General features: G+C 33.8%; 24 protein-coding genes. 6 read left to right on the forward strand and 18 right to left on the reverse strand.

Annotated elements, in window-relative coordinates:
* Positions 1 to 33: 33 nt before the first annotated feature.
* The 8 genes from H2O64_RS24170 to rpsA all read right to left on the reverse strand — a co-directional run bounded on the left by H2O64_RS24170 (position 34) and on the right by rpsA (position 7,193).
* Positions 34 to 168: a hypothetical protein gene (locus H2O64_RS24170; RefSeq protein ID WP_262890635.1), complete on the reverse strand. Its 135-nt coding sequence runs from the start codon at positions 166 to 168 to the stop codon at positions 34 to 36.
* Positions 169 to 320: 152 nt separating this feature from the next.
* Positions 321 to 479 (reverse strand): hypothetical protein, encoded by a 159-nt coding sequence (locus H2O64_RS08595; RefSeq protein ID WP_187561773.1) that lies wholly within the window; start codon positions 477 to 479, stop codon positions 321 to 323.
* A gap of 143 nt (positions 480 to 622) precedes the next feature.
* On the reverse strand, positions 623 to 2,347 hold the full coding sequence (locus H2O64_RS08600; protein WP_187561774.1) for a tetratricopeptide repeat protein: 1,725 nt from the start codon (positions 2,345 to 2,347) through the stop codon (positions 623 to 625).
* A 28-nt stretch (positions 2,348 to 2,375) separates the two neighbouring features.
* A complete protein-coding gene (locus tag H2O64_RS08605; RefSeq protein WP_187561775.1) occupies positions 2,376 to 3,284 on the reverse strand; it encodes a ribonuclease Z in 909 nt (302 codons plus the stop codon).
* 56 nt (positions 3,285 to 3,340) lie between these two features.
* The gene (locus H2O64_RS08610) at positions 3,341 to 3,673 is read right to left on the reverse strand and encodes a ribonuclease Z (protein ID WP_187561776.1); all 333 of its coding nucleotides are present in this window, start codon (positions 3,671 to 3,673) and stop codon (positions 3,341 to 3,343) included.
* 121 nt (positions 3,674 to 3,794) lie between these two features.
* Positions 3,795 to 4,724 (reverse strand): aspartate carbamoyltransferase catalytic subunit, encoded by a 930-nt coding sequence (locus tag H2O64_RS08615; protein WP_187561777.1) that lies wholly within the window; start codon positions 4,722 to 4,724, stop codon positions 3,795 to 3,797.
* Between the two features lie 2 nt (positions 4,725 to 4,726).
* On the reverse strand, positions 4,727 to 5,278 hold the full coding sequence (gene pyrR / locus H2O64_RS08620) for a bifunctional pyr operon transcriptional regulator/uracil phosphoribosyltransferase PyrR (protein ID WP_187561778.1): 552 nt from the start codon (positions 5,276 to 5,278) through the stop codon (positions 4,727 to 4,729).
* 136 nt (positions 5,279 to 5,414) lie between these two features.
* Positions 5,415 to 7,193 (reverse strand): 30S ribosomal protein S1, encoded by a 1,779-nt coding sequence (rpsA, locus tag H2O64_RS08625; protein WP_187561779.1) that lies wholly within the window; start codon positions 7,191 to 7,193, stop codon positions 5,415 to 5,417.
* Positions 7,194 to 7,491: 298 nt separating this feature from the next.
* Here rpsA and H2O64_RS08630 point away from each other — a divergent pair, with 298 nt between their 5' ends.
* On the forward strand, positions 7,492 to 7,872 hold the full coding sequence (locus H2O64_RS08630; RefSeq protein WP_187561780.1) for a LysM peptidoglycan-binding domain-containing protein: 381 nt from the start codon (positions 7,492 to 7,494) through the stop codon (positions 7,870 to 7,872).
* A gap of 44 nt (positions 7,873 to 7,916) precedes the next feature.
* Here the strand turns inward: H2O64_RS08630 and cmk are convergent, their stop codons facing one another.
* From cmk to lon, 3 genes are all read right to left on the reverse strand, one after another.
* A complete protein-coding gene (gene cmk, locus H2O64_RS08635) occupies positions 7,917 to 8,606 on the reverse strand; it encodes a (d)CMP kinase (RefSeq protein WP_187561781.1) in 690 nt (229 codons plus the stop codon).
* 36 nt (positions 8,607 to 8,642) lie between these two features.
* Positions 8,643 to 9,662: a type IX secretion system protein PorQ gene (porQ, locus tag H2O64_RS08640; RefSeq protein ID WP_187561782.1), complete on the reverse strand. Its 1,020-nt coding sequence runs from the start codon at positions 9,660 to 9,662 to the stop codon at positions 8,643 to 8,645.
* A gap of 487 nt (positions 9,663 to 10,149) precedes the next feature.
* The gene (lon, locus tag H2O64_RS08645) at positions 10,150 to 12,603 is read right to left on the reverse strand and encodes an endopeptidase La (protein WP_187561783.1); all 2,454 of its coding nucleotides are present in this window, start codon (positions 12,601 to 12,603) and stop codon (positions 10,150 to 10,152) included.
* Between the two features lie 248 nt (positions 12,604 to 12,851).
* On the opposite strand from lon, the gene H2O64_RS08650 reads away from it, so the two are divergent.
* The 4 genes from H2O64_RS08650 to H2O64_RS08665 are packed head-to-tail and all read left to right on the forward strand — an operon-like array spanning position 12,852 to position 15,802.
* Positions 12,852 to 13,406 carry an RNA polymerase sigma factor gene (locus H2O64_RS08650; RefSeq protein WP_187561784.1) on the forward strand — a complete coding sequence of 185 codons (555 nt, stop codon included), beginning with the start codon at positions 12,852 to 12,854 and terminating at the stop codon, positions 13,404 to 13,406.
* Complete coding sequence (locus H2O64_RS08655; RefSeq protein ID WP_187561785.1) at positions 13,403 to 13,963, forward strand: hypothetical protein; 561 nt, start codon at positions 13,403 to 13,405, stop codon at positions 13,961 to 13,963. Before H2O64_RS08650 ends, H2O64_RS08655 begins: the two co-directional genes overlap by 4 nt.
* Positions 13,944 to 15,023, forward strand: a complete 1,080-nt coding sequence (locus tag H2O64_RS08660) for a hypothetical protein (protein ID WP_187561786.1) — start codon at positions 13,944 to 13,946, stop codon at positions 15,021 to 15,023. The genes H2O64_RS08655 and H2O64_RS08660 overlap by 20 nt, the downstream gene beginning before the upstream one ends.
* 44 nt (positions 15,024 to 15,067) lie before the next feature.
* Positions 15,068 to 15,802: a head GIN domain-containing protein gene (locus H2O64_RS08665; protein WP_187561787.1), complete on the forward strand. Its 735-nt coding sequence runs from the start codon at positions 15,068 to 15,070 to the stop codon at positions 15,800 to 15,802.
* 79 nt (positions 15,803 to 15,881) lie between these two features.
* On the opposite strand, the gene H2O64_RS08670 is transcribed toward H2O64_RS08665, so the two are convergent.
* The 3 genes from H2O64_RS08670 to H2O64_RS08680 all read right to left on the reverse strand — a co-directional run bounded on the left by H2O64_RS08670 (position 15,882) and on the right by H2O64_RS08680 (position 18,840).
* Positions 15,882 to 16,529, reverse strand: a complete 648-nt coding sequence (locus H2O64_RS08670) for a hypothetical protein (protein WP_187561788.1) — start codon at positions 16,527 to 16,529, stop codon at positions 15,882 to 15,884.
* A gap of 83 nt (positions 16,530 to 16,612) precedes the next feature.
* Positions 16,613 to 17,944 (reverse strand): MFS transporter, encoded by a 1,332-nt coding sequence (locus tag H2O64_RS08675; protein ID WP_187561789.1) that lies wholly within the window; start codon positions 17,942 to 17,944, stop codon positions 16,613 to 16,615.
* 74 nt (positions 17,945 to 18,018) lie between these two features.
* Positions 18,019 to 18,840 (reverse strand): M48 family metallopeptidase, encoded by an 822-nt coding sequence (locus H2O64_RS08680; protein WP_187561790.1) that lies wholly within the window; start codon positions 18,838 to 18,840, stop codon positions 18,019 to 18,021.
* Positions 18,841 to 19,004: 164 nt separating this feature from the next.
* Between H2O64_RS08680 and H2O64_RS08685 the strand changes: the two genes are divergently transcribed.
* Complete coding sequence (locus tag H2O64_RS08685) at positions 19,005 to 19,883, forward strand: alpha/beta fold hydrolase (RefSeq protein ID WP_187561791.1); 879 nt, start codon at positions 19,005 to 19,007, stop codon at positions 19,881 to 19,883.
* Positions 19,884 to 20,153: 270 nt separating this feature from the next.
* Here the strand turns inward: H2O64_RS08685 and H2O64_RS08690 are convergent, their stop codons facing one another.
* The 4 genes from H2O64_RS08690 to H2O64_RS08705 all read right to left on the reverse strand — a co-directional run bounded on the left by H2O64_RS08690 (position 20,154) and on the right by H2O64_RS08705 (position 25,501).
* Positions 20,154 to 22,556: a glycoside hydrolase family 31 protein gene (locus tag H2O64_RS08690; RefSeq protein WP_187561792.1), complete on the reverse strand. Its 2,403-nt coding sequence runs from the start codon at positions 22,554 to 22,556 to the stop codon at positions 20,154 to 20,156.
* A 574-nt stretch (positions 22,557 to 23,130) separates the two neighbouring features.
* Positions 23,131 to 23,301 carry a hypothetical protein gene (locus H2O64_RS08695; RefSeq protein ID WP_187561793.1) on the reverse strand — a complete coding sequence of 57 codons (171 nt, stop codon included), beginning with the start codon at positions 23,299 to 23,301 and terminating at the stop codon, positions 23,131 to 23,133.
* A 124-nt stretch (positions 23,302 to 23,425) separates the two neighbouring features.
* The gene (locus H2O64_RS08700) at positions 23,426 to 23,701 is read right to left on the reverse strand and encodes a hypothetical protein (RefSeq protein WP_187561794.1); all 276 of its coding nucleotides are present in this window, start codon (positions 23,699 to 23,701) and stop codon (positions 23,426 to 23,428) included.
* Positions 23,702 to 23,797: 96 nt separating this feature from the next.
* Entirely contained in the window at positions 23,798 to 25,501 is a 1,704-nt protein-coding gene (locus tag H2O64_RS08705; RefSeq protein ID WP_187561795.1) for a helix-turn-helix domain-containing protein, read from the reverse strand.
* Positions 25,502 to 25,566 lie beyond the last annotated feature (65 nt).

Here is a 25,566-nt window from a genome sequence, read left to right on the forward strand (position 1 = left end):
GCCCCTTTTAGTATGCGGAAAAAACTAGTTTTTCTATTTCAAATCACAATTATCAACACATCCTGTTTTGTGATCAACTGTTCCGTGTCCTCCTTTTATTTTTGTGATTTCAAAGTTAGAAACTACTTTTTTGTTTAAAGCTAGGTTTTTGATTTCTTGTTTTTTCATGATTTAAGTTTTTAATATGCCTACATTTTTATAGGTTTTCGGCAACACCTATCAATCGATTGATGTTACCAAAGTAGCAAGGATTTTAAAAGGAAAAAATCATGTATACCATAAATTAGATGATTTAAGGATATTAAAAACGATCTGAAATTTTATTTTATTGCAAAGCATACATTATTTTCATCTGGAGCCGCTGTCATGTGAGGATCCGTAGGTATTGTTCCGCCTTTAATTTCTTGCGCGTTTAATGCCTTAAATTTAGTAATTGTCTCCTTTGAGAATTGGAATTTTTTTGTTTGTTTGTTTTTCATAATAAGTCTCATTTTGAATATTAATGTAAATTTCACTTCCATGAATTGGAATGTTTAAATCTATCGATTAAGTCTTATTATACAAGAAAAGGAGTCCTTAAATCATCTAATTTAAGGTAAGAAATAAGCTTGTTTTTTAATGCTTATTCATTGGTATTGTGAAGCTTCTCTATTTCTTTTATATAATAAGACGGATTTATTTCAGTTGCTTGTTTAAAGTGCTTTGTAAACGATTCTGGACTTTTATAACCAACTTCCATTGCGATATGTTTGATTGTATATTTACGAAATTGCTTATCTGTTTGCAATCGTTGTATTGTATAATTTATCCGCAATTCGTTAATATACTCATAGAAGGTCTTTTCTTCATGTTCTTTAAGAATCTTAGTAAGGTACGTTCCGTTCGTTTTTGCCTTCTTTGCCATATTAGCCAATGAGCATGAAATATCTAAGTAATATTCTTGTGCTTCTAACTTTTTCAACCTTTTTACTATTTCATCAACTTTGGCATCTTTTATATTGATCTGTTTGGAAACAACATTCGTTTTCGCTTCAAGATTTTTCGCTCGTTTTTGCATTAAAGCATCAAATTTCTTTTTATTATTTTTAGATGTGTTTTTGTAATAAAAAAGAATTATTAGTGTCAGTACCAAGCATCCTAAAATGATTGTTATTATTTTTTTTTGAAATTCTGTTTCTAAAGCTTTTTGCTTTAATGTATTTACAAGTGCTTGATTTTGATTTTTATAAAGCGTAGCTTTTACTTCATTATTGTTTTCCTTGATTTCTTTACGTAAATCATTTTTGTTAGATGCAACTAATTTAATGAGTGTTGCATCCTTTTTCAGTTTACCATAACATTTTTCTAATAAATCATATGTATCTAATAATTCTTGAGGTTCAAATCGAGAACCTTCTATTTTATCAAAACTGTTTACAATGACAACTACTTTTTCAAATTGCTGACTAGCCAACTCATATTTTTGCAATTCATAATAACATTTTCCTATATAAAATAATGATTCTGCAGAACGTTCGTCATTTTGTATAGGTTCTGTGTACTCAAGTACTTTGTATAAGTTTTTAAGTGCTTTTTGATATTCTTTTTTTTGTGTATACGCTATTCCAATGTCATGGTAAAAATAGCTTTCTAACATTTTGTTATTCAGTTCTGTAGAAATTTTCAAACCCATATTACTGTAATGAAGTGCAGAATCTGGTTTGTTGAGTGTTAGAAAAGTTCCTCCAATTCCCATGAGTATACGCAATTTATTATCTTCCTTAATATGAAATTCTGTTGCTTGTGCATACGCATCTTTGTATATTTTTAAAGCTTCTTCTCTATCTCCAATATTACGGGTAATTTTAGCAATGTTTACTTGTGCAATACATTTCCAGTTTTTATATCCTTTTTCTGTTGCAATCTTATAAGCTTTCTCGTAAAAGTTTAATGCTTCTAAATTTTTCCAATGTAACACATAAGCATTTCCAATTCCTAAAAAATATCGACATTTCGTTTTAATATAGTTTTCACTTTCTAAAATTGAAAATTGACTTTTTAATGTATCAATCGCTTTTTCTCTGTCGCCTAAATGCGTCATAGCAACGCCTTTTTGTAAATATCCTTCAAGAATCATCAACGTATCTTTCTTGTTTTTTGCCGAAAGTATTAACGCATCACTATATTCCAACATCTTTGGAAGATTCGTTTTTTTATTTTCATTAATAAGCGTAACTAATTCTTGATGCGTTTTTGGCTTACTATCATCTGTATCAGTATTATTTTTTGAAGTTGATTGCTGCGTACAGTGAACCAAACTTAAAAGCATACCAATTCCTATAGAAATTCTCAGAATCCTATGTTTCATAGACAATATGATCATATTTATTTTTAAATTAATTAAACTCAAACACTTTTCCATCGTCGGCTAATACTACATTTTCAAATACCGTTTGCGCTTCTTCTTTGAATTCGTTGAAGCCATCGTAACGCGTTGAAAAATGACCAAGTATTAACTGACCAATACTCGCTTGTTTGGCAATCATTGCTGCCTGTTTAGCCGTTGTATGCTTGGTTTTAGTAGCTAATTGATCGTGTTTGTCTAAAAAAGTAGCTTCGTGATATAATACATCTACATTTTTAATTTGATCAATTATTTTAGGGAAATATATGGTATCGCTGCAAAATGCGTACCCTTTTGACTTAGGAGGATCAAAAGTTAATTTTTCATTGGGAATGATTTCGCCAGAATCGAGTGTAATGTCTCTGCCTTTTTTAATATTTTGATAGTAACATTTTTCTATTTCATAATTTAGAACAGCACCGACATTTAGTTGACGTTCTTTTTCTTTTTCTTTGAATAGAAAACCATTTGTATACACACGATGGTCTAGCGGAATGGTTGTTACTGTAACTTTATCATCTTCAAATATGACTTCGGATTCTTTACTTTCCAATTCATGAAAACAAAGTGTGTAACTTGTCCATGATTTGGTCAATTTTAGTTGCAATAATGTGAGTTCTTTGAGTCCTTTTGGTCCGTAAATATGTAAATCTGTATCGCGTCCCAATAACATAAATGTAGAAATTAACCCGATAAGTCCATAAAAGTGATCACCATGTAAATGCGAGATAAATACATGTTTAATCCGTGAAAATTTGACTTTACTTCTTCTAAGCTCTACTTGTGTTCCTTCGCCACAATCAATTAGAAAAATATGGTTTCTAATTTCGAGTACTTGCGCTGTCGGATTTGTATGTTTTGTTGGTGTTGCTGCATAACAGCCCAAAATGGTTAATTTCATGTATTTATTTTAATCCTTGAAAATTATACCAAATAAACTTTAAAATTTATATGATATTAGAAACCTAAATCGCGTTCTATTTCTTCCATTTCAATAATATCAAAAGCTTCTTGCAGTGTTGGCACAGTCATAATAGCTTCTGGCAAATCATCCGTACTTATTTTATTCGTTACAATGACAAATGAATGTTTTTCTGCACGATGTATTTTGGAGAGTTGTAAAAATTCTACCAAATCACTTTTTTTTAAATTACCAAACGAAAATAGATTCACGATTATATTATCCTTTTTCATTTCGTCGTAACGTGCGTTAATTTTTTTCACAAGCTCCACAGTATTAGGAGATTCTTGTGTTATGATGAGAATATTTTCTTGCTTATCTAAAATCATAGGTAAATGGTTTTTGAGGGTTTTGGTAGTTTTTAAGACCTAACTACAATTTACAAAATTTACACCATAATTGTGTTCTTAAAATTAGTTTAACACCTTTTTAATTTTCAAAGTAAAAATTTTACTGCTTTATTTTAGAAGCTAACAAATAAATAACCGCCATCCGAACTGCAACACCATTTTCAACCTGATTTAAGATAATTGATTGTTTGGAATCGGCAACATCACTCGTAATTTCCACACCTCTATTAATAGGTCCAGGGTGCATGATTACAATTTCTTTATCTAGTGAGTCTAAAAGTGTTTTAGTAACTCCATATTGCTGTGCATATTCACGTGTAGAAGGGAAGTAGCTAATGTCCATACGTTCGTTTTGCACACGAAGCATGTTTGCTACATCGCACCATTCTAATGCTTTTCGTAAATCTGTTTCTACTTTGACACCTAAACTTTCAATGTAGGTTGGCAATAATGTTTTTGGTCCGCACACTTTTACATTGGCACCTTGAAGTTTGAGTGCAAAAATGTTTGACAAAGCAACTCTACTGTGTAAAATATCGCCCACAATGACTACATTTTTCCCCGCAACATCGCCTAGTTTTTCACGAATGGAATACGAATCTAATAATGCTTGTGTTGGATGTTCGTGTGCGCCATCGCCAGCATTTATAATACTTGCGTCCACATTTTTAGATAGAAATACACCAGCTCCAGGATTTGGATGGCGCATGACAACCATATCCACTTTCATGGAAAGAATATTGTTTACGGTATCAATTAGCGTTTCTCCTTTTTTTACGGAAGATTGCGAAGCTGAAAAGTTAATGATATCTGCAGACAGTCGTTTTTCTGCCAATTCAAACGAAAGTTTCGTTCGTGTACTATTTTCAAAAAACAGATTTGCAATGGTAATATCTCGTAAAGAAGGCACTTTTTTTATAGGACGATTGATCACTTCTTTAAACTGATCAGCCGTTTCAAAAATGAGTTGTATATCTTCTTCGTTGAGATATTTTATTCCTAGTAAGTGGTTGACACTCAATTCACTCATTTCTAATTGTCTTTTTCTTGATTAATAAGATATATCATGTCTTCTCCGTCATTTTCTAGCCAATTCACTTTTACTTTTTCCTTGTTAATCGCGTCTACTTGTCGTCCACGATAATTTGGTTGAATTGGTAAATGTCTACTAAAACGTCTGTCTATTAACACTAATAATTCTATTTCTTCTGGTCGTCCAAACGATTGAATCGCTGTTAACGCTGAGCGAATACTTCTTCCTGTGTACAACACATCGTCAATGAAAACGACTTTTTTATTTTCAACTGTGAAGTCGATATTCGTTTTATTTGCTTCTAGTATTTTTTCGCTTCTGCGGAAATCGTCTCGGAAAAAAGTAATGTCGAGATGACCTAATTTTATATCGTTCACTTGATATTCATCTCGCAAAATACTCGCCAAACGTTCTGCCAAGTAAATTCCTCTTGGTTGAATTCCTATAAGTACGGTATTTGAAAAATCGAGATGGTTTTCGATGAGCTGACACGCCAATCGATGCAGAATGATTCCGATCTCTTTTGAGTTCAATAAGATTTTTTGACTCATAGTTTTACTCCAAATGGTATTTGGAATACAAAAGTACAGATTTTTTTAGAATGATTCTCTACTTTTAGAAAAGAGTATAAAAAAAAGCCGTTTCAATTATGAAACGGCTTTTCTGTATGTGATAAAATGTTGAGAATTAGTTTTTCCCTTCCATTTTGTCTTTTAACTCTTGTAAAGCATCTAAGTCTCCAAGCGTAGTTTTTTCATTAGACTGCTGTTTCTTAGCTGCCGCCTGAATGTTCTTTTGCTCTTCTTCTCTAAAGATTGCTGTATGAGAAGCTACAACTCTTTTGAATTCTTTGTTGAACTCAATTACTTTGAACTCAGCTGTTTCACCTTTCTTCAATTTCTTTCCGTCTTCTTTTTCTAAGTGACGAGAAGGAATAAAAGCAACTACATCTTCGTTTAAAGCTACTGTTGCACCTTTATCATTTGTATCAGTAATTTCTGCTGTATGCAATGTTCCAACACCATATTCACCTTCATACTTATCCCAAGGATTCTCCGTAGTTTGTTTGTGACCTAAACTTAATTTACGTCCTTCTACGTCTAATTCTAATACAAGTACTTCTAATTTGTCACCAACAGTAACAAACTCAGATGGATGCTTCACTTTCTTAGTCCAAGATAAATCAGAGATATAAATTAATCCGTCAATACCTTCTTCTAATTCTACGAATACACCAAAGTTAGTGAAGTTACGTACTGTTCCTGTGTGTTTAGAACCTACAGGATATTTAGTAGTAATATCAGTCCATGGATCTGGCGTCATTTGCTTAATACCAAGTGACATTTTACGATCGTCTCTATCTAATGTTAAGATTTTCGCTTCAACTTCATCTCCAACTTTAACGAAATCTTGAGCCGAGCGTAAGTGTGTAGACCAAGACATTTCAGAAACGTGAATTAATCCTTCAACACCTTCTGCAACTTCAATAAATGCACCGTAATCAGCAATTACAACTACTTTTCCTTTTACTTGATCTCCGATTTTTAAGTCAGAACTTAAAGCTTCCCAAGGATGAGCGCTTAATTGTTTTAATCCTAATTGGATTCTTGATTTGTTATCATCAAAGTCAAGAATTACAACATTTAATTTTTGATCTAACTCAACAACTTCATTTGGATGATTAATTCTAGACCAAGAAAGATCTGTAATGTGAATTAATCCATCAACTCCACCAAGATCAATAAATACACCGTAAGAAGTAATGTTCTTCACGATACCTTCTAATACTTGACCTTTTTCTAGTTGACCAATGATTTCTTTCTTCTGTAGCTCAATATCTGCTTCGATAAGTGCTTTGTGAGAAACCACAACGTTTTTGAATTCATGGTTAATTTTAACCACTTTGAATTCCATTGTTTTGTTAACATACTGATCGTAATCTCTAATTGGCTTCACGTCAATTTGAGATCCTGGTAAGAACGCTTCAATTCCGAATACGTCTACAATCATACCACCTTTAGTTCTGCATTTTACAAAACCATTCACGATTTCACCATTGTCATGAGCACCATTTACGCGTTCCCATGCTTTGATTGTTCTCGCTTTTCTGTGAGATAATACTAATTGTCCTGTTTTGTCTTCACGAACGTCAATTAATACTTCTACTTTGTCTCCTACTTTTAAATCTTGATTGTAACGGAATTCGTTTAAAGAAATTACACCTTCAGATTTCGCATTGATATCAATGATCGCTTCTCTGTCAGTCATTCTTACTACAGTTCCTTCTACTACAGCATCGTCATCTGTATCAACGAAGTTTGCCGCTACTAATTTTTCGAATTCTTCTAGCTTTTCGTCTTCAACTTGGTCAATTCCTTCTTCGTAATTGTGCCAGTTAAAATTTGCTAAAAATTCTTCAGGATTTTTAACGTCCTGAACCTCTGTGTTTGTGTTTTCTTCAGCCATTGCTGATTTATTATTTGTATACTGCTCTTTTAGAGATTCTTCGCATGTAAAAGCAGTAGCTTGTTATGTTTGTATAAGTTGTATTCCCTTTTTTGATTCTCTACCATGCTAAAAAGGAGTGCAAAAATACCAATATTATTTTGATTAACAAACTATTACTCTTCAAATAGAAGTGATTTTATTCAATTTATCTAGGAAAAGAGACATTCGTCGAAAAAGAAGATTATAAGGCAATCGTAACTTAAAATTTATTTTTTTAATTTATCTTTATGATATTAATAATTAAAATAACAGAATAATGAGTGTAAAATTAAAATATCAAGGAGTTCTTGACCTTGGTGAAACTTTAGGAATCCAAAATGGAAATGTAGAAGAAGTAGATGGAGTATTGAAAGTTTCAGGTGTTGCAGGAACGCCACACGAAAAGAATTTAATTTGGGATAAAATTAAAGAAGCTGGTGGAGAATTACCATCAGATATTGAAGCACATATAGAAGTTGCTGATGATTCAGTATATCACCGTCATACAGTTGCAAGTGGAGACACTTTAGGTAAAATCGCAAAGCAATATTATGGAAAAGCTGGAAAGTATACTGCTATTTTTGAAGCAAATACTAATATCTTGAAAAACCCTGATGTAATTCATCCAGGACAAGAGTTGGTGATTCCAAACTTATAAAAAATATACTATTACAAAAAAAGCTTCCAAATTGGAAGCTTTTTTTATGGGTTTATAGTTCGGTTGACTAAATTGAGAATGCGTTCAAACTGTTCTTTGAGTCCCATATCACTATTGTCAATAGCAACTGCTCCTTCTGCTTGTCGCAATGGCGAATCTTCTCGGTGCGAATCTATATAATCTCTATTTTGCACATTTCGCAATACATCTTCGTACGCTACTTTGTCTCCTTTGTCAATTAATTCTTTGTAACGACGCATGGCTCTTTTTTCTGGCGAAGCAGTCATAAATAGTTTTAATTCAGCATCTGGAAACACAACCGTTCCAATGTCTCTACCATCCATCACGATGCCTTTGTCTTCGCCCATTTTCTGTTGTTGCTTTACCAACTGATACCGAACTTCAGGAACGGCAGCCACCTTGCTAACATAGTCAGAAACTTCAAGGGTTCTGATTTCTCGCTCCACATTTTCTCCATTTAAGTACATTTCGGCGAAGCCCAAAGCTTCATTATACTTAAATTTCAAATCGATGTTATGTAAATTTTCAACGAGATCGCTCTCATTAAAATCTTCTGGATTAATAAAACCTTCACGAAGTGCATATAAACTTACTGCGCGATACATTGCGCCTGTGTCTACATATATATATCCTAATTCTTTGGCAAGTTGCTTGGCAATCGTACTTTTCCCCGTAGATGAAAAGCCATCAATAGCTATGGTAATTTTTTTCATGACTGAGCACGTTGTTAACGCCTAAAGTTAGCGAAATTATTGCAGATTAATGGTAACTCCAAACATACTAGTGTTGGCAGCTACGGTATAACGTGCATAAGTATAATCAAATTTTAGTTTATTGATTTTAAGTCCAAATCCTGCGGTAATTCCTGAGAAATTACGCTGATCTACAATTTTTAATTCTTCTCCTCTACGGAAGTTATAACCCAAACGAATATTGAATCCTTTGTCTGGAAATAATTCCATTCCCAAAATTGTATGCCTGATTACGTTTTTTAGAAAGGTAACTTTTTCTTCGCTTACGCCACCTTCAATAGATTGTTCGGCACGTGCAGGATTTGCAAACGCGATATTCCATTGTTGTAAGTTTTCAAGCGTTAGATGCCAACGAATTGGGACGTGTTCTAGCTTTTGAGAGATTCCGAAGATTAATTCAAAAGGCAATTGTTCTTGCACACCAGCATAGGTTGTAAATTGTACACCTAAGTTTCTAGCGGCTAAACCTATATTTAATTCTAACTCTTCATTAATGTACATGATTCCAAGATCAAGTGCGCCACCAAAAGAATTGTATCGTTCTAATTTAGAGTTGATAAATTTTGCATTCGCGCCAATGTGAATATCTGTCCAAGGAATATTATACGCATATCCTAATGATAATGCAATTTCGCTTCCAGAGAAGCTTCCTGTTTCATTTCCTAATTCATCATAACCATCAAACTGTCCGTAACTAACATAGGTAACTCCTGCGTGAAATGTTTGTGCTCTTCTGTCCCACATGTATGCATAAGCGGCAGAACCATAGTTTACATCGCCCAAGTAATTCACATAATTCAATGAAAGTTGATTGTCCATTGTATAGTTAATACTTGCAGGATTGAATAATGCTTGATTGACATCTTTATCGTAATTTGTAATTACTTTTCCTCCAAGAGCTGCTTGTCGAGGTGATGAAATTAAGTTTAAAAACTGATACGTATATTTTCCACCAATTTGTGCGGAAGCAAGCGTAGTTATAAACAAAAAAAAGTAAAAGAGGTTCTTTTTCTGCATGTGTACAAAGTAACTAAAATCTTTATTCAAAACGTTTAGATATGATAAATATTTTACGCGTTTTTTTTATTTTTCAGAAAATTTTATTCATTGTTTTTTTTCCGGCGTAAAACTACACTTTTTATTATCAAACCGTTGCATATATAGTACTTAAAGCATTTTATTCTTGATGATGCTTTATAAAACCGCACCTAGTTTCCTTGTTTTTATAGATGAAAGCTGATTATATTCACAAAGTATTCACTCAGTGATAGAGAAATTTAAAAGACTTTTTAGGGATTAGCAAATGATCATAAGTTAAGATTAAACGCTAAATAGATTTTTTGTCATAAAAAAGGGGGAATTTTTATCAGTTGCTCAACAATTTACAGTACGGAAAAATATTGTTTAGTTTAACATGTTGGGCAACTGTGTTTTTAACTAAAAAAACCTCGAACATTCATTCGAGGTTTTCTTATTTACACCAAAGTGATAATACTGGTATTATTTAAAGTGTCTTATGATTTTTTACATTTTCATCTGTAATAGCATGTTTTATAACGTCGCTCATTTCAGAAACATAATGAAATGTCAATCCTTTTAAGTACGATTGTTTTATTTCTAAAATATCGCGTTTATTTTGTTCACACAGTACAATTTCTTTGATTCCTGCGCGCTTTGCAGCAAGAATTTTTTCTTTAATTCCACCAACAGGTAAAACTTTTCCACGCAATGTAATTTCGCCAGTCATGGCAATATCTTTTTTCACTTTTTTCTGTGTGAATAAAGAAACCAATGAAGTCAGCATCGTAATTCCTGCACTTGGTCCATCTTTTGGTGTTGCACCTTCTGGCACGTGAATATGTACATTGTATTTTGAAAATACGCCAGCATCAAGACCTAAAAGATCTGCATTTGATTTCATGTATTCCATGGCAATCGTTGCAGATTCTTTCATCACTTTTCCTAAGTTTCCTGTGATAGATAAGTTTCCTTTTCCTTTTGACAAGGTAGATTCTATAAATAGAATATCGCCACCAACACTTGTCCAGGCTAATCCAGTTACAACTCCGGCAACGTCGTTGTTTTCATATTTGTTACGTTCCATACGAGCTGGACCTAATACATCTTCTACGATAGCGTTTGTAACTTTCTTCTCGTATTTTTCGTCCATTGCAATGGATTTTGCAGCGTAACGTACCATTTTGGCAATTTGCTTTTCCAATCCACGCACACCACTTTCGCGCGTGTAGCCTTCTACCATTTTTTCAAGCTGCTTCTTCCCTATTTTTAAATCTTTTTCGGTAAGTCCGTGCTCTTTTAGTTGTTTGTTTAACAAATGTCTGCTACCAATTTCAACTTTTTCTTCGGTTGTATATCCAGTTACGTTGATGATTTCCATACGATCGCGCAATGCTGGTTGAATGGTGCTTAAACTATTTGCTGTTGCGATAAACATCACTTTTGACAAATCGTAGCCCATTTCCAAGAAATTGTCATAGAACGCTGTATTTTGTTCTGGATCTAATACTTCTAACATCGCAGAAGATGGATCACCATTGTGACTGCTTGATAGCTTATCAATTTCATCCAATACAAAGACAGGATTTGACGTTCCTGCTTTTTTCAAACTTTGGATAATTCGCCCTGGCATGGCGCCAATATACGTTTTACGATGTCCGCGAATTTCTGCTTCATCACGCAATCCACCAAGTGAAATACGTACATATTCGCGTCCTAACGCTTCTGCAATAGATTTTCCTAACGACGTTTTCCCAACTCCTGGAGGTCCATATAAACACAAGATTGGCGATTTCATATCGTTCCGAAGTTTCAATACTGCTAAGTATTCAATAATTCGTTTTTTTACATCTTCTAATCCTGCATGATCACGATCTAAGATAATTTGTGCTTTTTTCAGATTGAATTTATCCTTACTGAATACATTCCAAGGTAAGTCTAAAAATAACTCTAAGTAATTACGTTGAATTGAATATTCGGCAACTTGCGGATTCATGCGTTGCATTTTTGCCAATTCCTTGTCAAAATGTTTCTTTACTTCAATGTCCCACTTTTTGTCTTTTCCTTTGGCGCGCATTTCTTCTACTTCTGCTTCATACGAAACTCCGCCGCCCAATTCTTCTTGGATGGTTTTCATTTGTTGATGCAAGAAATATTCACGCTGTTGCTGATCTAAATCGTGACGAACTTTTGATTGAATGTCATTCTTCAATTCAAGCTTTTGCATTTCCAGATTCATATATTTCAACGTTGCTAATGCGCGTTGCTTTAAATCTGTAATCGCTAATAATTCTTGTTTTTCCTTCACCGGCAAATTCATGTTTGACGATATGAAGTTGATTAAAAACGAAGAACTTTCAATGTTTTTGATTGCAAAAGAAGCTTCCGACGGAATGTTTGGACTTTCCTTTATAATTTGTAATGCGAGATCTTTGATAGAATCTAGAATTGCTGCAAACTCATCATCAATAGATTCTGGTCGCGTTTCTGATACTTCTTTTACCGTTGCTTCCATATATGGATCTTCCTGTAACATCGCATCTACTTCAAAGCGTTTTTTACCTTGAATAATGATTGTTGTATTTCCATCAGGCATTTGCAATACGCGCAATATTCGGGCAACCGTACCTAAGGTATTGATATCTTCTAAAGAAGGATTTTCAACAGTTTCGTCTTTTTGAGCAACGACGCCAATTACTTTTCCTCCATTGTTGGCATCTTTAATCAATTGAATTGATTTGTCTCTCCCAGCTGTAATTGGAATGACAACACCTGGAAATAACACCGTATTTCTGAGTGGAAGAATTGGCAATGTTTTTGGCAATTCTTCTCTATTAATTTCTTCTTCATCTTCAGGCGTCATTAACGGAATTAATTCCGCATCTTCATCAATTGATTGAAATGACAAACTGTCCATATTTAAAAACTTTGTTTCGCTCATATTTATATTCCTAAGCCATTCTGTCATAAAAACAGAAAGGTGTATGTATATTTCTTTTTCATTTTTTAGCATAATAACCTATAAATCAGTGAAAGCACTTGTATTTATTGGCTTTATACACTACTTGAAAACAATTGTTATGCCAAGCTTTTCAATTAAATCAACTAAAAATCGAGAAATATTAAATAATTTTAGCAATAAGTGTAACATTTTAATTTTTCAATAATCTTTACAATAAACTAAACTTTTTGAGCCACCAAAAGTTAAATACTGAACAACTCGTTACGTTGTGCAAGGAAGGAAATCAATTTGCGCAAATGGAGATTTACAATCGCTACTATAAAGCGATGTATAATACTGCATTTAGAATCTTAAAAGATAGCGCAGAAGCTGAAGACGCCATGCAAGAATCGTTTTTGAACGCATTTTTGAAATTGGATTCTTTTAGCGAAGAAGTTTCATTCGGCGCATGGTTGAAAAAAATTGTAGTGAATAAAAGTATTTATCTGTATAAGAAACAACAACGAAAAGAAGAAGTTCCGATTGACACTTTATTACATAAGGTCGAAGATGATAATGGAATTGCTTCGGATGAGGAGTTTACAAGCTTACAGGCTCAAAAAGTATTGCAAACTTTGAAAACACTGAAGGACAATTACAGAGTTTCTTTGACCTTACATTTAATTGAAGGGTTTGATTATGAAGAAATTTGTACCATTTTGGATATTAGCTATGCAAATTGTAGAACCATGATTTCTCGCGCTAAAGACAGTTTGAGAAGAAAACTTGAAGTATACGTATGAAAGAGAAAGACAACATTAGTACTTTGTTTGAACGATTGAAAGACGATTTTGATATGGAAACACCTCAATTAGGTCATGAAGATCGCTTTTTATCGAAATTAAAACAACAACATCAAAAAACGACAGACACCAAAAAACCTGTGACTTTGTTTACTTGGTGGAAGCAGATTGCGGCAGCATGTATTTTGCTATTGGGCTTGGGAATTTTTATTGGTTCAAATTTTGGAACCGTTGTAGAAAACCAGCAAGCTACATTTTCGCCAGAAGTTGAAAAATCTCAACTATACTTTGCTTCTTTAATTGAGACAGAACTCGAAAAAGTAAAAGCAGCCGAAGATGAAGACACAAAAGAAATCATACAAGATGCTTTGGTACAATTGGAACGCTTAGAAAACGATTACACTAACTTAAAAAATCAACTCATTGAACGTGGAGACGACAAACGTATTTTACATGCGATGGTTACAAATTTTCAACTTCGTATTAACTTATTAGAAAGCGTATTAACACAAATAGATGAAATTAAATTATTCAAAAATGAACACACAATTATATAAGTTTATCCTGCTTGCCTTTTTGCTTCCAGTTATTGCTTTTGCCAATAACGGAAAAGGAAAGTATACCAAAGAGAAAACCATTACCAAAGAGTTTTCAGTAAACGCTGATGCATTGCTAAAAATTTCTAACAGTTACGGAACTGTGCACATGACAGCTTGGGATAAAAATACCGTAGCTATTGAAGTTGTGATAAAAACCAATGGAAATTCTGAAGAAAATGTAGCTGAACGTTTGAAACAAGTTGATGTAGATTTTAGCAATTCGCAAACAATGGTGAATGCATCTACACAATTTGCTAAAAGCTCTAAATCTATGTGGAAATGGAACAAGCGGAATAAAGTGAATGTAACGGTAAACTATACGATTAAATTCCCGAAAGGAAATGAACTAAATATTTCTAATGATTACGGCGGGATTTTCTTAGATAAAGCTGAAAATAAAGTTTCCTTAAACTGTGATTACGGACGTATGGAAATTGGTGATTTGTTGGCAGATAACAATTCGTTAGACTTTGATTATACAAATGGTGTTACAGTTGCGTATATGAAAAGTGGAAGAATTAATGCAGATTATTCATCTTTTATGGTAAATAAAGGAGGCAATATCATGTTGAATGCAGATTATACAAAGTCAAGTTTTGGAACCATTGACAACATTGAGTACAACTGTGATTATGACAGTTTACAAATTGAGCAAGCAAACAATGTAAAAGGTGCAGGCGAGTATTTATCCGTTCGCTTAGGAGGTATTACTGGAAATGTAGATATAAAAGCAGATTACGGTTCTATTAAAATTGCCGAAATGACAGACGATGCAGGAAGTATCCGAATTGGGTCAGAGTATACTGGTATTAGAATTGGCTACAATGCACAATATCATTTTAAATTTGAATTCAACTTAGAATACGCAAATCTCAAAGGTGACGACGATTTTGTTATGAACAAGAAACGTATAGAATCAAAAAATCACTATTACAAAGGATATTACAGAGATGCAACAAGTGGAAATAACATTAGTATCAATGCGGAATACGGAAGTGTCCGATTTGAAAAATTATAAGTACACATATCATCAATAAAACAATCATATTAAAAACTAAAATCATGAAAAAAACGACAGTATTTATCATCACGCTATTTTTAGCAACAACTATTTCTCATGCACAATGGGGAAAAGGAAAGAGAATTAAAGGAAACGGAAACGTTACCACCATTACACGAACAACATCTGATTATGACGTAGTTGCAGTAGCGGGTTCTTTTGACGTAGAATTAGTAAACGGAACCGAAGGAAAAATTACGCTGGAAGGCGAATCAAATTTATTAGAATATATAGTAACTGAAGTCAGTGACGATAAACTAAAGATTAAAACTAAAAAAGGATACAACCTACGCGTAAGCAATGGTAAGAAGTTAATCATTACGGTTCCTTTTAAAGATCTTAGTGTGGTTGCTTTGTCTGGTTCTGGCGATGTATACACAAAAAATGCAACTGTAAGAGCGGACAAGTTTAAAATGGCACTATCAGGTTCTGGAGATGTCATTATAGATGTAGATGCAGGCGATTTGACAATGGCAGTTTCTGGTTCTGGAGATATGACTGCAACTGGAACAGCAGATGATGCAAGAATAAAATTAGCTGGTTCAGGAGACATTCATGCATATAAATTAAAAGCTAGAAATGCAGATGTAAGTTTGGCTGGTTCAGGAGATATTAGAGTAAATGTAACAGACTTTTTAAAAGCACGTGTTGCAGGTTCAGGAGATATTACATACAAAGGAAGACCTGCAAAAGAAGATACCAAAGTAGCAGGTTCTGGAAGTATTTCTTCTAACTAGAAGATTCATCAAACAAATTATTGGACATAAAAAAACCGCTCAACTTGAGCGGTTTTTTTGCTGTTATATGGTGTAATTTTTATTGTCTTGTAAAAATAGAAGTTGCTAAAATAGTTGTCGATATTTCAATTCCATCCAAATTTTGTATTTCTTGCTGATCTTGAATAAATGTTAATGTGAGTCCGTCAGCACTAATTGTGTATTGTGCTTCTTGTGGTGCGTCAGCTATTGCGCTCGTATCTATACCATCTACTGAAAGATTGTAAAATGCTCCATCGACAGTAATCATGTTTACTCCTGTAAGTTCATACGTACCAGTTCCCATAACATTATCATAATTTTGAGTACTTGTAGCTGGTGGTTCTCCATCTACATTTACTGTTGATGTAACATCATAGCTTCCATTTGTTGCGAATGTATTATCGTCTGCAAAAGTAACTGTATAATCTAAGTTTGAACCATTAGTATCTGAAGTCACATTCGTCGAAAGTCCAACTACAGTTATTGAAGATTCGACAGTAGCAGAAAAAGAAATGGCTCTCCAGATTCCTACGATAGAAGTTGGGTCTGCTGGATTTGTAGGATCGGTTGGGTTTGTTGGATCCGTTGGATTGGCTGGGTTATTTGTACTAATTGCTTCTTCTACACCAGTGTCAAGTGGTTCATTTTCACACGTAAATGCAGTCAATGAGATGAAAATTAATAGTAATAAGGATGCTTTTTTCATTATAAATCGGTTTTAATTCTGGGCAAATTTAATAAAATTATTGAAACACAATAGTTTATACGACGTAAGTGATTTTTTACTTGTTATTTGACATATTTTGTTTTCTTGATAAAACTTAACACCACAAATGAAATTAAGAAGAAAACTGCTAGGAATAGTACAGACCATTGCATAGAACCTGTGATAGAATTCAGCAATCCGAAAACGATCATTCCTAAGACAATCGCTACTTTTTCAGTGACATCGTAAAAACTAAAATACGTGGCTGTATCTTCTGTTTCTGGTAATAATTTAGAATAGGTTGATCGTGCTAAGGATTGAATCGCGCCAAGCACCAAACCAATCAATCCGCCTAAAGCATAAAAATAGAGTTCGATATTTTCTTGTGTTTTATCGAGTGAAAACGCTACAAAACAAACAATTCCCCAAATCAAAATCGTAATTTTCAAAGCGGTTAAGTTTCCAAAATTTCTAGAAACTCTCGAAAAGATAAACGCTCCAAATATGGCAACAAATTGCACTAACAAAATAGCGCCAATTAAATTCGTAGTTGGCAAACCTAATTCCGTACTTCCAAAGATTCCCGCCATGTAAATAATGGTTTGCACACCCACACTAAAAAAGAAGAATGAAATTAAAAACATACGCAATTGTGGATAATTCACTAACTCGTCCCAGACTTTGCGTAGTTCTTTAAAACCACTTGTTAGATAGCCTTTTTTGGGTTTTCTAATGTTTTCATTCTTAGGTAATTTTTTATAAGTTAATTGTGCAAAACCTAACCACCAAAGACCTACAACGATAAAAGAAATTCGCGTTGGCAAGGTTCCTTCCTCCAAACCAACTAAATTTGGTTTCATGATAATTACCAAACAAGAAATTAATAATAATATAGAACCTATATAGCCCATAATAAAACCTTTGGCACTCGCGGCATCTTGCTGTTCAGGATACGCCACTTCAGGCAAATAGGCATTGTAAAATACAATACTTCCCCAAAAACCAATTCCGGAAGTTACTGTTAATAAAAGCCCGATCCATAATGTGGATTCATCCTTAAAAAAGAACAATCCCATAATGGAAACTGAACCCAATAAACAGAAGAATTTCAAAAATTTGAGTTTATTTCCTGTATAATCGGCAATTCCAGAAAGTATCGGCGACATAAAAGCGACAATCAACATAAAAAATGCAATGGTGTAATTGTATAATGTCGTTGGATTCCAATCCGTTCCTAAAAACTGAATTTTTTCAGTAAGTTCAAAACTCTTAAAACTTTCTGTAATCGTTGCGTAATAAATCGGGAAAACCGCCGTACTAATTACGAGTGAATACACCGAATTTGCCCAATCGTAAAATGCCCAAGCGTTAATTAATTTTTTGTCACCTTTTTGCAATCCAGTTGTTTTTCCCATATTGTTTTAAATAATAAAAGCTGCTCTAAATTGAGCAGCTTCTAAAATACAGATTATTTTTGAATGTCTTAGATTTAATATGTTCCTAATGGACGAAATGATGTTACGCCATATTTTTTAGCTTCTGCTTTCGCTCTTGCTGCTTCCGCTTGAAGGTTTTCAACACGTGTTGCACTCGCAGGATGTGTACTTAAAAATTCTGGTGGTGCTTTTCCACTACTTTTTGCGCCCATACGTTTCCATAATTCGGCAGCTTCATCAGGATTGTACCCAGCAATTGCCATTAAATAGATTCCAATTTTGTCAGATTCATTTTCATGCGCTCTACTAAATGGTAACATTCCTAACACATTAGAACCAACTCCATAATACTGATTGAATGCTTGACGCGATTTATCATCTTTGATCAAAATATTTCCTCCAACAGCCAATCCTTGCTGAATATATCCTGCGCTCATACGTTGCTGTCCGTGGTTTGCTAATGCGTGTGCGACTTCATGTCCCATAATAGCAGCGATTGCTGTCTCATTTTGGGCTACATCTAAAATTCCTGTGTAAAAAACAATTTTTCCACCTGGCATACACCAAGCATTTACGGCAGGATCATCTACCAAATTATATTCCCATTTGTAATCTTTTAAATAGCCTTGTTGTCCATTGGCATCTAACCAACGTTCTGCAGCCACAGCAATACGCTCTCCTACTCGCTGAATCATATTTGCTCTGGTAGTGCCAGTTTCTACTTTATTTTCAGTTAAAAACTGATCGTACTGCGCAAAAGCAGTTGGAAATAATTGATCATTTGATACAAATGCCAATGTTTTTTTTCCTGTAAATGGATTTGTTGCACATGACAACAAAAACAAGAAAACCGAAAGGAATGCTAGCTTCTTCATATAATTATATTTTTTAGTGTCTTCTTTATTTTAAAATGAATTTGGTATAGAATACCAATACAAAATTAACAATTATTAAATTAGTAGCGTAAAACTATAAAATGTATTTCCGAAGCTCAAAAATTTATCTCAATTTTGAACGATCTTAGATATGCTACCAAAAAATGAGTCAAACTACATCAAATCCCAAGCCTGAACCGTCTGTACAAGTCCCAAAAGTGATTTTACGTACAGGTCGCTTTTTGCAATCAATTTCCACCTTAGCTGCCGCAAAATATGCAAAACGCTTGTTTATAACACCTTTTAAACATAAAATGCCAAGGCGTGAATATCACATGGATGAACAATCGGAACAAACACCTTTGTTTGTCCCTGAAATTTTAAAAACGATTCTTGTATATCGCTATGGAAAAAGTGATAAAAAGATTTTGTTAGCGCACGGTTGGAGCGGACGCGGAACACAATTGGTGAAAATTGCCGATCATTTTTTGAAATTAGGCTATGAAATCATCAGTTTTGATGCGCCTGCGCACGGAAAAGCTTCGGGGGCTACAACTTCAATGCCTGAATTTATTGCTTCTATTCATGAAATAGAAAAAGAATTTGGACCTTTTGAATTTGCCATTGGGCATAGTTTAGGCGGAATGGCCTTATTGAACGCCGTTCGTGAAGGATTTCAAACTAAAAAACTCGTAACTATTGGTGCTGCGGATGTGATTACTGATATTATTCTACATTTTACACGCACGCTTACGCTGAAAGATACGGTGGCTGAGAAAATGAAAACAATGCTCGATACACAATTTGGAGAAGATATTGATTACGCGTCAGCGCACAATGCGGCAAAAGAAGTACACATTCCAACCTTGGTTGTTCATGATGAACATGATGGTGATGTTCCTGTAAGTTGCGCACATGCAATTCACAATGAACTTTCTAACGGAAGTATTCACATTACACAACATTTTGGACATCGAAGAATTTTAGGCAAGAAAGAAGTGATTGAAAAGATTGATGGATTTTTATTAAGTGTAAATGATTGAAGCATTGAAAGATTGAAAAACGTCAGTTCAATTGTCATTCCTGCGAAGGCAGGAATCCATTATGAATAAGAGCGGATTCCGCAACAGATTGCCACAAGTTTTTCACTTCGACAAGCTCAGTGAACAACTTTCGCAATGACATTAAAAACGAGCCAATATAAAACCTTGAATTTTTGAATCGCGCAAAGCGAAACAATAAAAAAGAGCCAAAACTATCAGTCTTGACTCTTTACTCTATTTTCTATTTTCTATTTTCTAATAGCTAAGAAACTACCCAATAATATGAATTTCAGAGAAGTTCTTATCCACAAACATAGCACCTGTTTCATCCATTTTCATATCTGAAAACGGCACAATTACATTGTCTAATTGAATTTCTTTGACTTCAAAAGGCAATCCATGAATTTTCAACTTGAAGCTTTCATACGTTGTAATGTACTTTCCTTCTTTGTGCTGTTGTAAAATTAATTCGTTTGATTTTCCCGTAAGCTTGAAGGTTCTCAGACTGTAACGACCTTTTGTGTAATCGTAACCGTCATGTGCATCATCAAATAATTGCGAACGTTCTTTTCCTTCTTTGTAGTAAATATCAAGTGTAACCTCATCAATTTGTTTTTCATCAACATATTGTTGTACAGGAAATTTTGGAATAACAGCTCCTTCTTTTACAAAAATTGGCATGCTGTCAATTTCTGCATCCACCCATTTTTCTTTTCCACCTTCTACCAATTCATCGGTCCAGAAATTATACCATTTTCCGCGTGGAATGTACATTCTTCTACCTTTGGCGTTTGGTTCCTGAATTGGACAAACTAATATTTTATCACCAAAAATAAATTCGTCTGTTCTGTAATGCGTTTGATGATCTTCTTGATCGAACATTACTAACGATTTTAATAATGGTGTTCCATGATCGACCAAATTCCAAAAAGCAGTATATAAGTATGGTAATAATTGATAACGCAATTCAATAAATTTACGCACTACATCGGTTACATCTTCATCAAAAGCCCAAGGTTCTTGATCGCCATGATCACCTGATGAATGCACTCTACAAAACGGATGAAAGATTCCAAGTTGAACCCAACGTGTGAATAATTCGCCTTGTGGCTGTTCTGCAAAACCTCCAATATCACTTCCTACAAACGAGAAACCTGACATTGCCATGCGTTGCGCTTGTACGTTTGCAATCCATAAATGTTCCCAAGTAGCGACGTTATCGCCTGTCCATGTTGAAGTATATCGTTGCGTTCCTGAATATGCCGCACGCGTAATAACAAATGGACGTTTTGGATAGTTAAATTTCTTTAAACCTTGATACGTTGCGCGTGCCATTTGCATTCCGTAGACATTGTGTGCTTTTCGGTGACTGCATGGATTTCCGTCGTAATCGTGTCGCACATCATCCGGGAATGTTTTGTTTGGCACTTCCATTACGGCAGGTTCGTTCATGTCATTCCAAACACCTTGGATTCCGACATCTTCAATGAGTTCTTTGAATAATCCTGACCACCAATCACGTACTTCTGGTTTGGTGAAGTCTGGAAAATAACATTCGCCCGGCCATACTTTTCCTTTCATGTACGGTCCGTCAGCACGTTTACAGAAATAATCTTTGTCTAATGCTTCTTTAAAAACACTATATTCTTTATCTATTTTGATTCCTGGATCAATGATGGCAACCACTTTAAAACCATCATCTCCCAATTCTTTCACCATTCGTTTCGGATCGGGGAAATGTTCTTTATTCCATGTAAAACAACGAAAACCATCCATATAATCAATGTCTAAGTAAATAGCATCGCACGGAATTTTTAGTTCTCTAAATTTACTCGTGATTTCTTTTACATCGCTTTCAGGATAGTAACTCCATTTACATTGATGAAAACCTAACGCCCATAATGGCGGTAATTGATGTGGCTTTCCTGTTAAGTCGGTATAATTTTCAACTACATCTTGCATTTGCGGTCCGTAGATGAAATAGTAATTCATTTCGCCTCCTTGCGCCCAAAAACTGGTTACATTTCTGCGTTCGTGTGCAAAGTCAAAATAACTTCTGAATGTATTGTCAAAAAAGATTCCGTAAGCTTTATTATGATGCAATCCTGTGTAAAACGGAATTGCTTTGTAGATTGGATCTGTCGATTTTCCGTATGCATACGAATCTGTCACCCAATTCTGAAAACGTTTTCCTTTTAGGTTTAAATGATCTGGCTTATCGCCTAACCCGAAGTAGCTTTCACGTTCGTTGACCGTTTTGCTCATTTTCACAACGTTTCCGCCAAACTCGTAACTTTCTTCCCAATGGAAACCAAGTTCGTCTTCATTGATCAACGTATTGTCTTTAGCATCGTATAATTTAACACGCATGTTTACTTTCGCAATATGACAAATTAGTTTTGACGTAGTGATGGTATATTTTTCTTCGTCTTCTTCTATTTCTAAGTGATTGTAACCTGTGCTTGCATATTTTGTGATTGCATAGGAGAAATCATTTTCAAATGTTCCTGTCGTTGTGTAGCGAAAACGCAATACACTATCGCGTAAGATTCGCAATTGTAATACAACATCGTTTTCTGCGGTAAAGTAAAAGGTATCTACATCTTTTTTGAAGTGTAGTATTTTGGTTGGAAATAAATTTCCTTTTTGTTCTAATTCCGTATTTACAATCATATTGTACTGTTTAGTAAGTATGTTATGTAAAAAAACGGAAAAGTTTAGAGATTTGAAAGCTTTAAAACCTTGACTTATTAACGATAACGTTATAGTTGATTATAATTCTGAATAAATCAATTATTCTACACGTTTTTTATTGATTTTGTATTTGGTTATTGGCTTGTTGGATGTTTGTTTATTTGTTTCACTCCTAACTCATCACTTTTTAACTCTTAACTCGTTTATTTGTTGAGAACAGTAAAAAAAGTGAACCGAAGTTCACTTTTTAGATTGTTTTTATTGACACATTGAATCGCAAGCGGTTAAACATATACTATTTAAACAGCTAAAGGATGGACATCTCCGATAAAATGTATTTCCACCTCCAGTTATTGATTGTTCATAGTTGAAATTTGAAATAGATTTTTTGTTAAGCGTTAACGATTTGAGATTTCTTTTGTTCATGATATAAAGTTTTGATTATACAGAAATTTATAAAAAAAGACAAGAAACTACTTACGGTAAGACCCTATTTAACATTTAAAATCCTAGTTGTAAAAACAAAAGCGATCCGAAGATCGCTTATACTATCTTATCCTGGCGTAGGAACATGGCAAGGTGAACAATCTTCCCAAGTTTCACAATGTTTATAAGATACATAACATGACAGCGTTCGCCAAGTTCCTCCGCTAAGACTGTCAGTCTTTAAATTAGAAATAGACTTCTTGTTCAGCTTTAATGAATTAAAATTTCTTTTTTTCATGATATTTATGTTTTGAAATTAATATGCTCAAAACAAAACATTTTACTGAGAACAAAAAAGTAAAGGTGTTGACGGATTATAATTCATCAACACCTTTGGTATATCGTATAAAGTAGACATTATATTATCCTCCTATTAAAACTCCATCACAACCTTCATGTTCTGTCGGAGGTGGCGCTTTTACGGTACCATTATTAGTTGCGCAATCTGTAAAGTTTAATGAAATACAATATAAAACTTCAGTTGGACACACAATCTGTACTGAAATTTCACCACTAGGGCTCGTTTCTGTCGCTGGTTCCGTATTGGTTAAAGTTCCTCCAATTTGTCTTTGGAGCAAAGTGAAATCAGAAATTTTATGCTTGTGTAATATCAGGTTTTTTAGATTCTTTTTTTTCATGATACTGCTGTTTTAATAATTAATATATTGTAAAGCAAGAAGGTATTGAAATGAAATAAAAATTAAACCATTGATGATTTATAAATTGTCAATAGTTTATGTTTTATTTTGAAGATTTTTTAAATATTGAGAAGGATATATTCCTGTATGCGCTTTAAAAGCTCTAGCAAATGTTTCTTGTCGCTTAAATCCAAACTCTTCTGCTATGGCTTTGATAGTGTATGATTGCAGCTTTTTATCATTTTTTAATCGAATTAAAGCTTTGTTGAGTCGCAACTCGGTAATGTACACCGTATATGATTTTCCTTTGTGTGTATTTATTACTTTCGATAAGTATGCCGTATTGGTTTCCAAATTTTCCGCCATAAAACTTAAACTACATGCTGGCTCTAAGTACTGTTCTTCTTTTTCAAAAGTTGCTATCTTTTTTAAAATCGCTTCTACTTTTTCATCCGTTACGATATCTTTTCGGGGAACGACTTGTTTTTCATTATTATTTTCAAGATCGGATACTTTTTTTAGCAATTCCTTAAATTTCTTTTTTATGACTTTTCCTTTGATGATGTAATAGACAATTGTCATCAGAAACAGCATACACAATCCCAAAGACACAATAACGAGGTTTCTTTTATTGTTGGTTTGTTTTGTGAGCTCCTCGCCTAATGTATCTATTTCTTTGTGTAGCGGAACAATATCATGCAACTTGTGTATTTCATTATTGATTTTTAAATCTTGGGCACTTTCCTTTTTTTCTAATTCTTTATATTTTTGGAAATGGAGCAATGCTTTTTCATGCTTTTCTTTTTTGTAATATCCGAGAAATAGAAATTCATTGAGTTCTTTTTCATTCACATCTACATTGTCGGAAGCACTCATAATTGCTTGTATTTTTTCCAAATAGCCAAGCGATTTTTCATGCTCATTTAGTTTAGAATAACTTTTCCCTAAGTAGAATAAAGACGTAACATATAAGCTTTCATTTTTTGTTTTTAGACTATACTCGCCAACTTCTTCTGCTACTACAAGACATTCATGATACTGTTCTCTTTGATAATGAATGATCGCTTTATTCATAACTAAAGTATAATATGTCTCTGGCATAATCGTGTCCGAACATTTTTTTAAGCCAGCTTTATTGTAAAACTCAGCTTCATCCGGATTTTCCAACCATAGATATGTATCGGCAATATTCATGAATGCATTAAGCCTATAATAATTAGTATTTACATTAGCTCCTAAGATGTTCAAACGATTTAATACTTCTTTGTTTATACGAATCGCTTCCTGAAAATCTTTATGAATCTTTTTTATATGAGCAATCCTAAATAGCGGTAGCACTTCATTAATAGGATCTCCTATTTCTTCTGCATATTCTTTTGCTTTTAAATATGCAATAAGTGCTTTTGAGTCTTCGCCTAATTCAGATAGAATATCTCCTTTTAAGAGAAAATCCTTATATAAAAACAGGGTGTTTTTTATAGAGCTTGCTTCTGCTATGGCGAGTTCAATATTCTTTAAAGCTTCCTTATTTTCAGCCAAGTTATATTGACCTGTGGAAATATAGTAAAGCGCTTCTGCTAGTTGTGTATTGTTTCCATTCACTAAAGCCACACCTTTTGCTTCTATTGCAAATGCTAATGCTTTTGATCGTTCTTTACTTCTAAATTCTCTATATGACTCAATTAATTCTTTGTATGATGCATTGCTATTGGTTTGAGCATTCACACAGCATGTGAAAGCAAAGCACCATAGGATGAATTGCTTTGTAAGTAAACGGAGGTTTTTTTCTGCTAGATGCATGCTGAACATATTATATTAAAGGAAATATATATCGTTAGCAAGTTAAACAGATTATTAATACTTCG

This window comes from Kordia aestuariivivens (assembly GCF_014397005.1).
GTDB lineage: Bacteria > Bacteroidota > Bacteroidia > Flavobacteriales > Flavobacteriaceae > Kordia > Kordia aestuariivivens.

Bases quoted from the DNA above. Each gene is read 5' to 3' on its own strand.
- H2O64_RS08595 (WP_187561773.1), bottom strand. From the start codon at position 479: ATGAAAAACAAACAAACAAAAAAATTCCAATTCTCAAAGGAGACAATT.
- H2O64_RS08690 (WP_187561792.1), bottom strand. From the start codon at position 22,556: ATGATTGTAAATACGGAATTAGAACAAAAAGGAAATTTATTTCCAACC.
- H2O64_RS08615 (WP_187561777.1), bottom strand. From the start codon at position 4,724: ATGAGTGAATTGAGTGTCAACCACTTACTAGGAATAAAATATCTCAAC.
- porQ (WP_187561782.1), bottom strand. From the start codon at position 9,662: ATGCAGAAAAAGAACCTCTTTTACTTTTTTTTGTTTATAACTACGCTT.
- cmk (WP_187561781.1), bottom strand. From the start codon at position 8,606: ATGAAAAAAATTACCATAGCTATTGATGGCTTTTCATCTACGGGGAAA.
- H2O64_RS08605 (WP_187561775.1), bottom strand. From the start codon at position 3,284: ATGAAATTAACCATTTTGGGCTGTTATGCAGCAACACCAACAAAACAT.
- H2O64_RS08705 (WP_187561795.1), bottom strand. From the start codon at position 25,501: ATGCATCTAGCAGAAAAAAACCTCCGTTTACTTACAAAGCAATTCATC.
- H2O64_RS08675 (WP_187561789.1), bottom strand. From the start codon at position 17,944: ATGGGAAAAACAACTGGATTGCAAAAAGGTGACAAAAAATTAATTAAC.
- H2O64_RS24170 (WP_262890635.1), bottom strand. From the start codon at position 168: ATGAAAAAACAAGAAATCAAAAACCTAGCTTTAAACAAAAAAGTAGTT.
- H2O64_RS08685 (WP_187561791.1), top strand. From the start codon at position 19,005: ATGAGTCAAACTACATCAAATCCCAAGCCTGAACCGTCTGTACAAGTC.
- H2O64_RS08630 (WP_187561780.1), top strand. From the start codon at position 7,492: ATGAGTGTAAAATTAAAATATCAAGGAGTTCTTGACCTTGGTGAAACT.
- H2O64_RS08660 (WP_187561786.1), top strand. From the start codon at position 13,944: ATGAACACACAATTATATAAGTTTATCCTGCTTGCCTTTTTGCTTCCA.
- H2O64_RS08600 (WP_187561774.1), bottom strand. From the start codon at position 2,347: ATGAAACATAGGATTCTGAGAATTTCTATAGGAATTGGTATGCTTTTA.
- H2O64_RS08680 (WP_187561790.1), bottom strand. From the start codon at position 18,840: ATGAAGAAGCTAGCATTCCTTTCGGTTTTCTTGTTTTTGTTGTCATGT.
- rpsA (WP_187561779.1), bottom strand. From the start codon at position 7,193: ATGGCTGAAGAAAACACAAACACAGAGGTTCAGGACGTTAAAAATCCT.
- pyrR (WP_187561778.1), bottom strand. From the start codon at position 5,278: ATGAGTCAAAAAATCTTATTGAACTCAAAAGAGATCGGAATCATTCTG.
- H2O64_RS08665 (WP_187561787.1), top strand. From the start codon at position 15,068: ATGAAAAAAACGACAGTATTTATCATCACGCTATTTTTAGCAACAACT.
- H2O64_RS08695 (WP_187561793.1), bottom strand. From the start codon at position 23,301: ATGAAAAAAAGAAATTTTAATTCATTAAAGCTGAACAAGAAGTCTATT.
- lon (WP_187561783.1), bottom strand. From the start codon at position 12,603: ATGAGCGAAACAAAGTTTTTAAATATGGACAGTTTGTCATTTCAATCA.
- H2O64_RS08670 (WP_187561788.1), bottom strand. From the start codon at position 16,529: ATGAAAAAAGCATCCTTATTACTATTAATTTTCATCTCATTGACTGCA.
- H2O64_RS08610 (WP_187561776.1), bottom strand. From the start codon at position 3,673: ATGATTTTAGATAAGCAAGAAAATATTCTCATCATAACACAAGAATCT.
- H2O64_RS08700 (WP_187561794.1), bottom strand. From the start codon at position 23,701: ATGAAAAAAAAGAATCTAAAAAACCTGATATTACACAAGCATAAAATT.
- H2O64_RS08655 (WP_187561785.1), top strand. From the start codon at position 13,403: ATGAAAGAGAAAGACAACATTAGTACTTTGTTTGAACGATTGAAAGAC.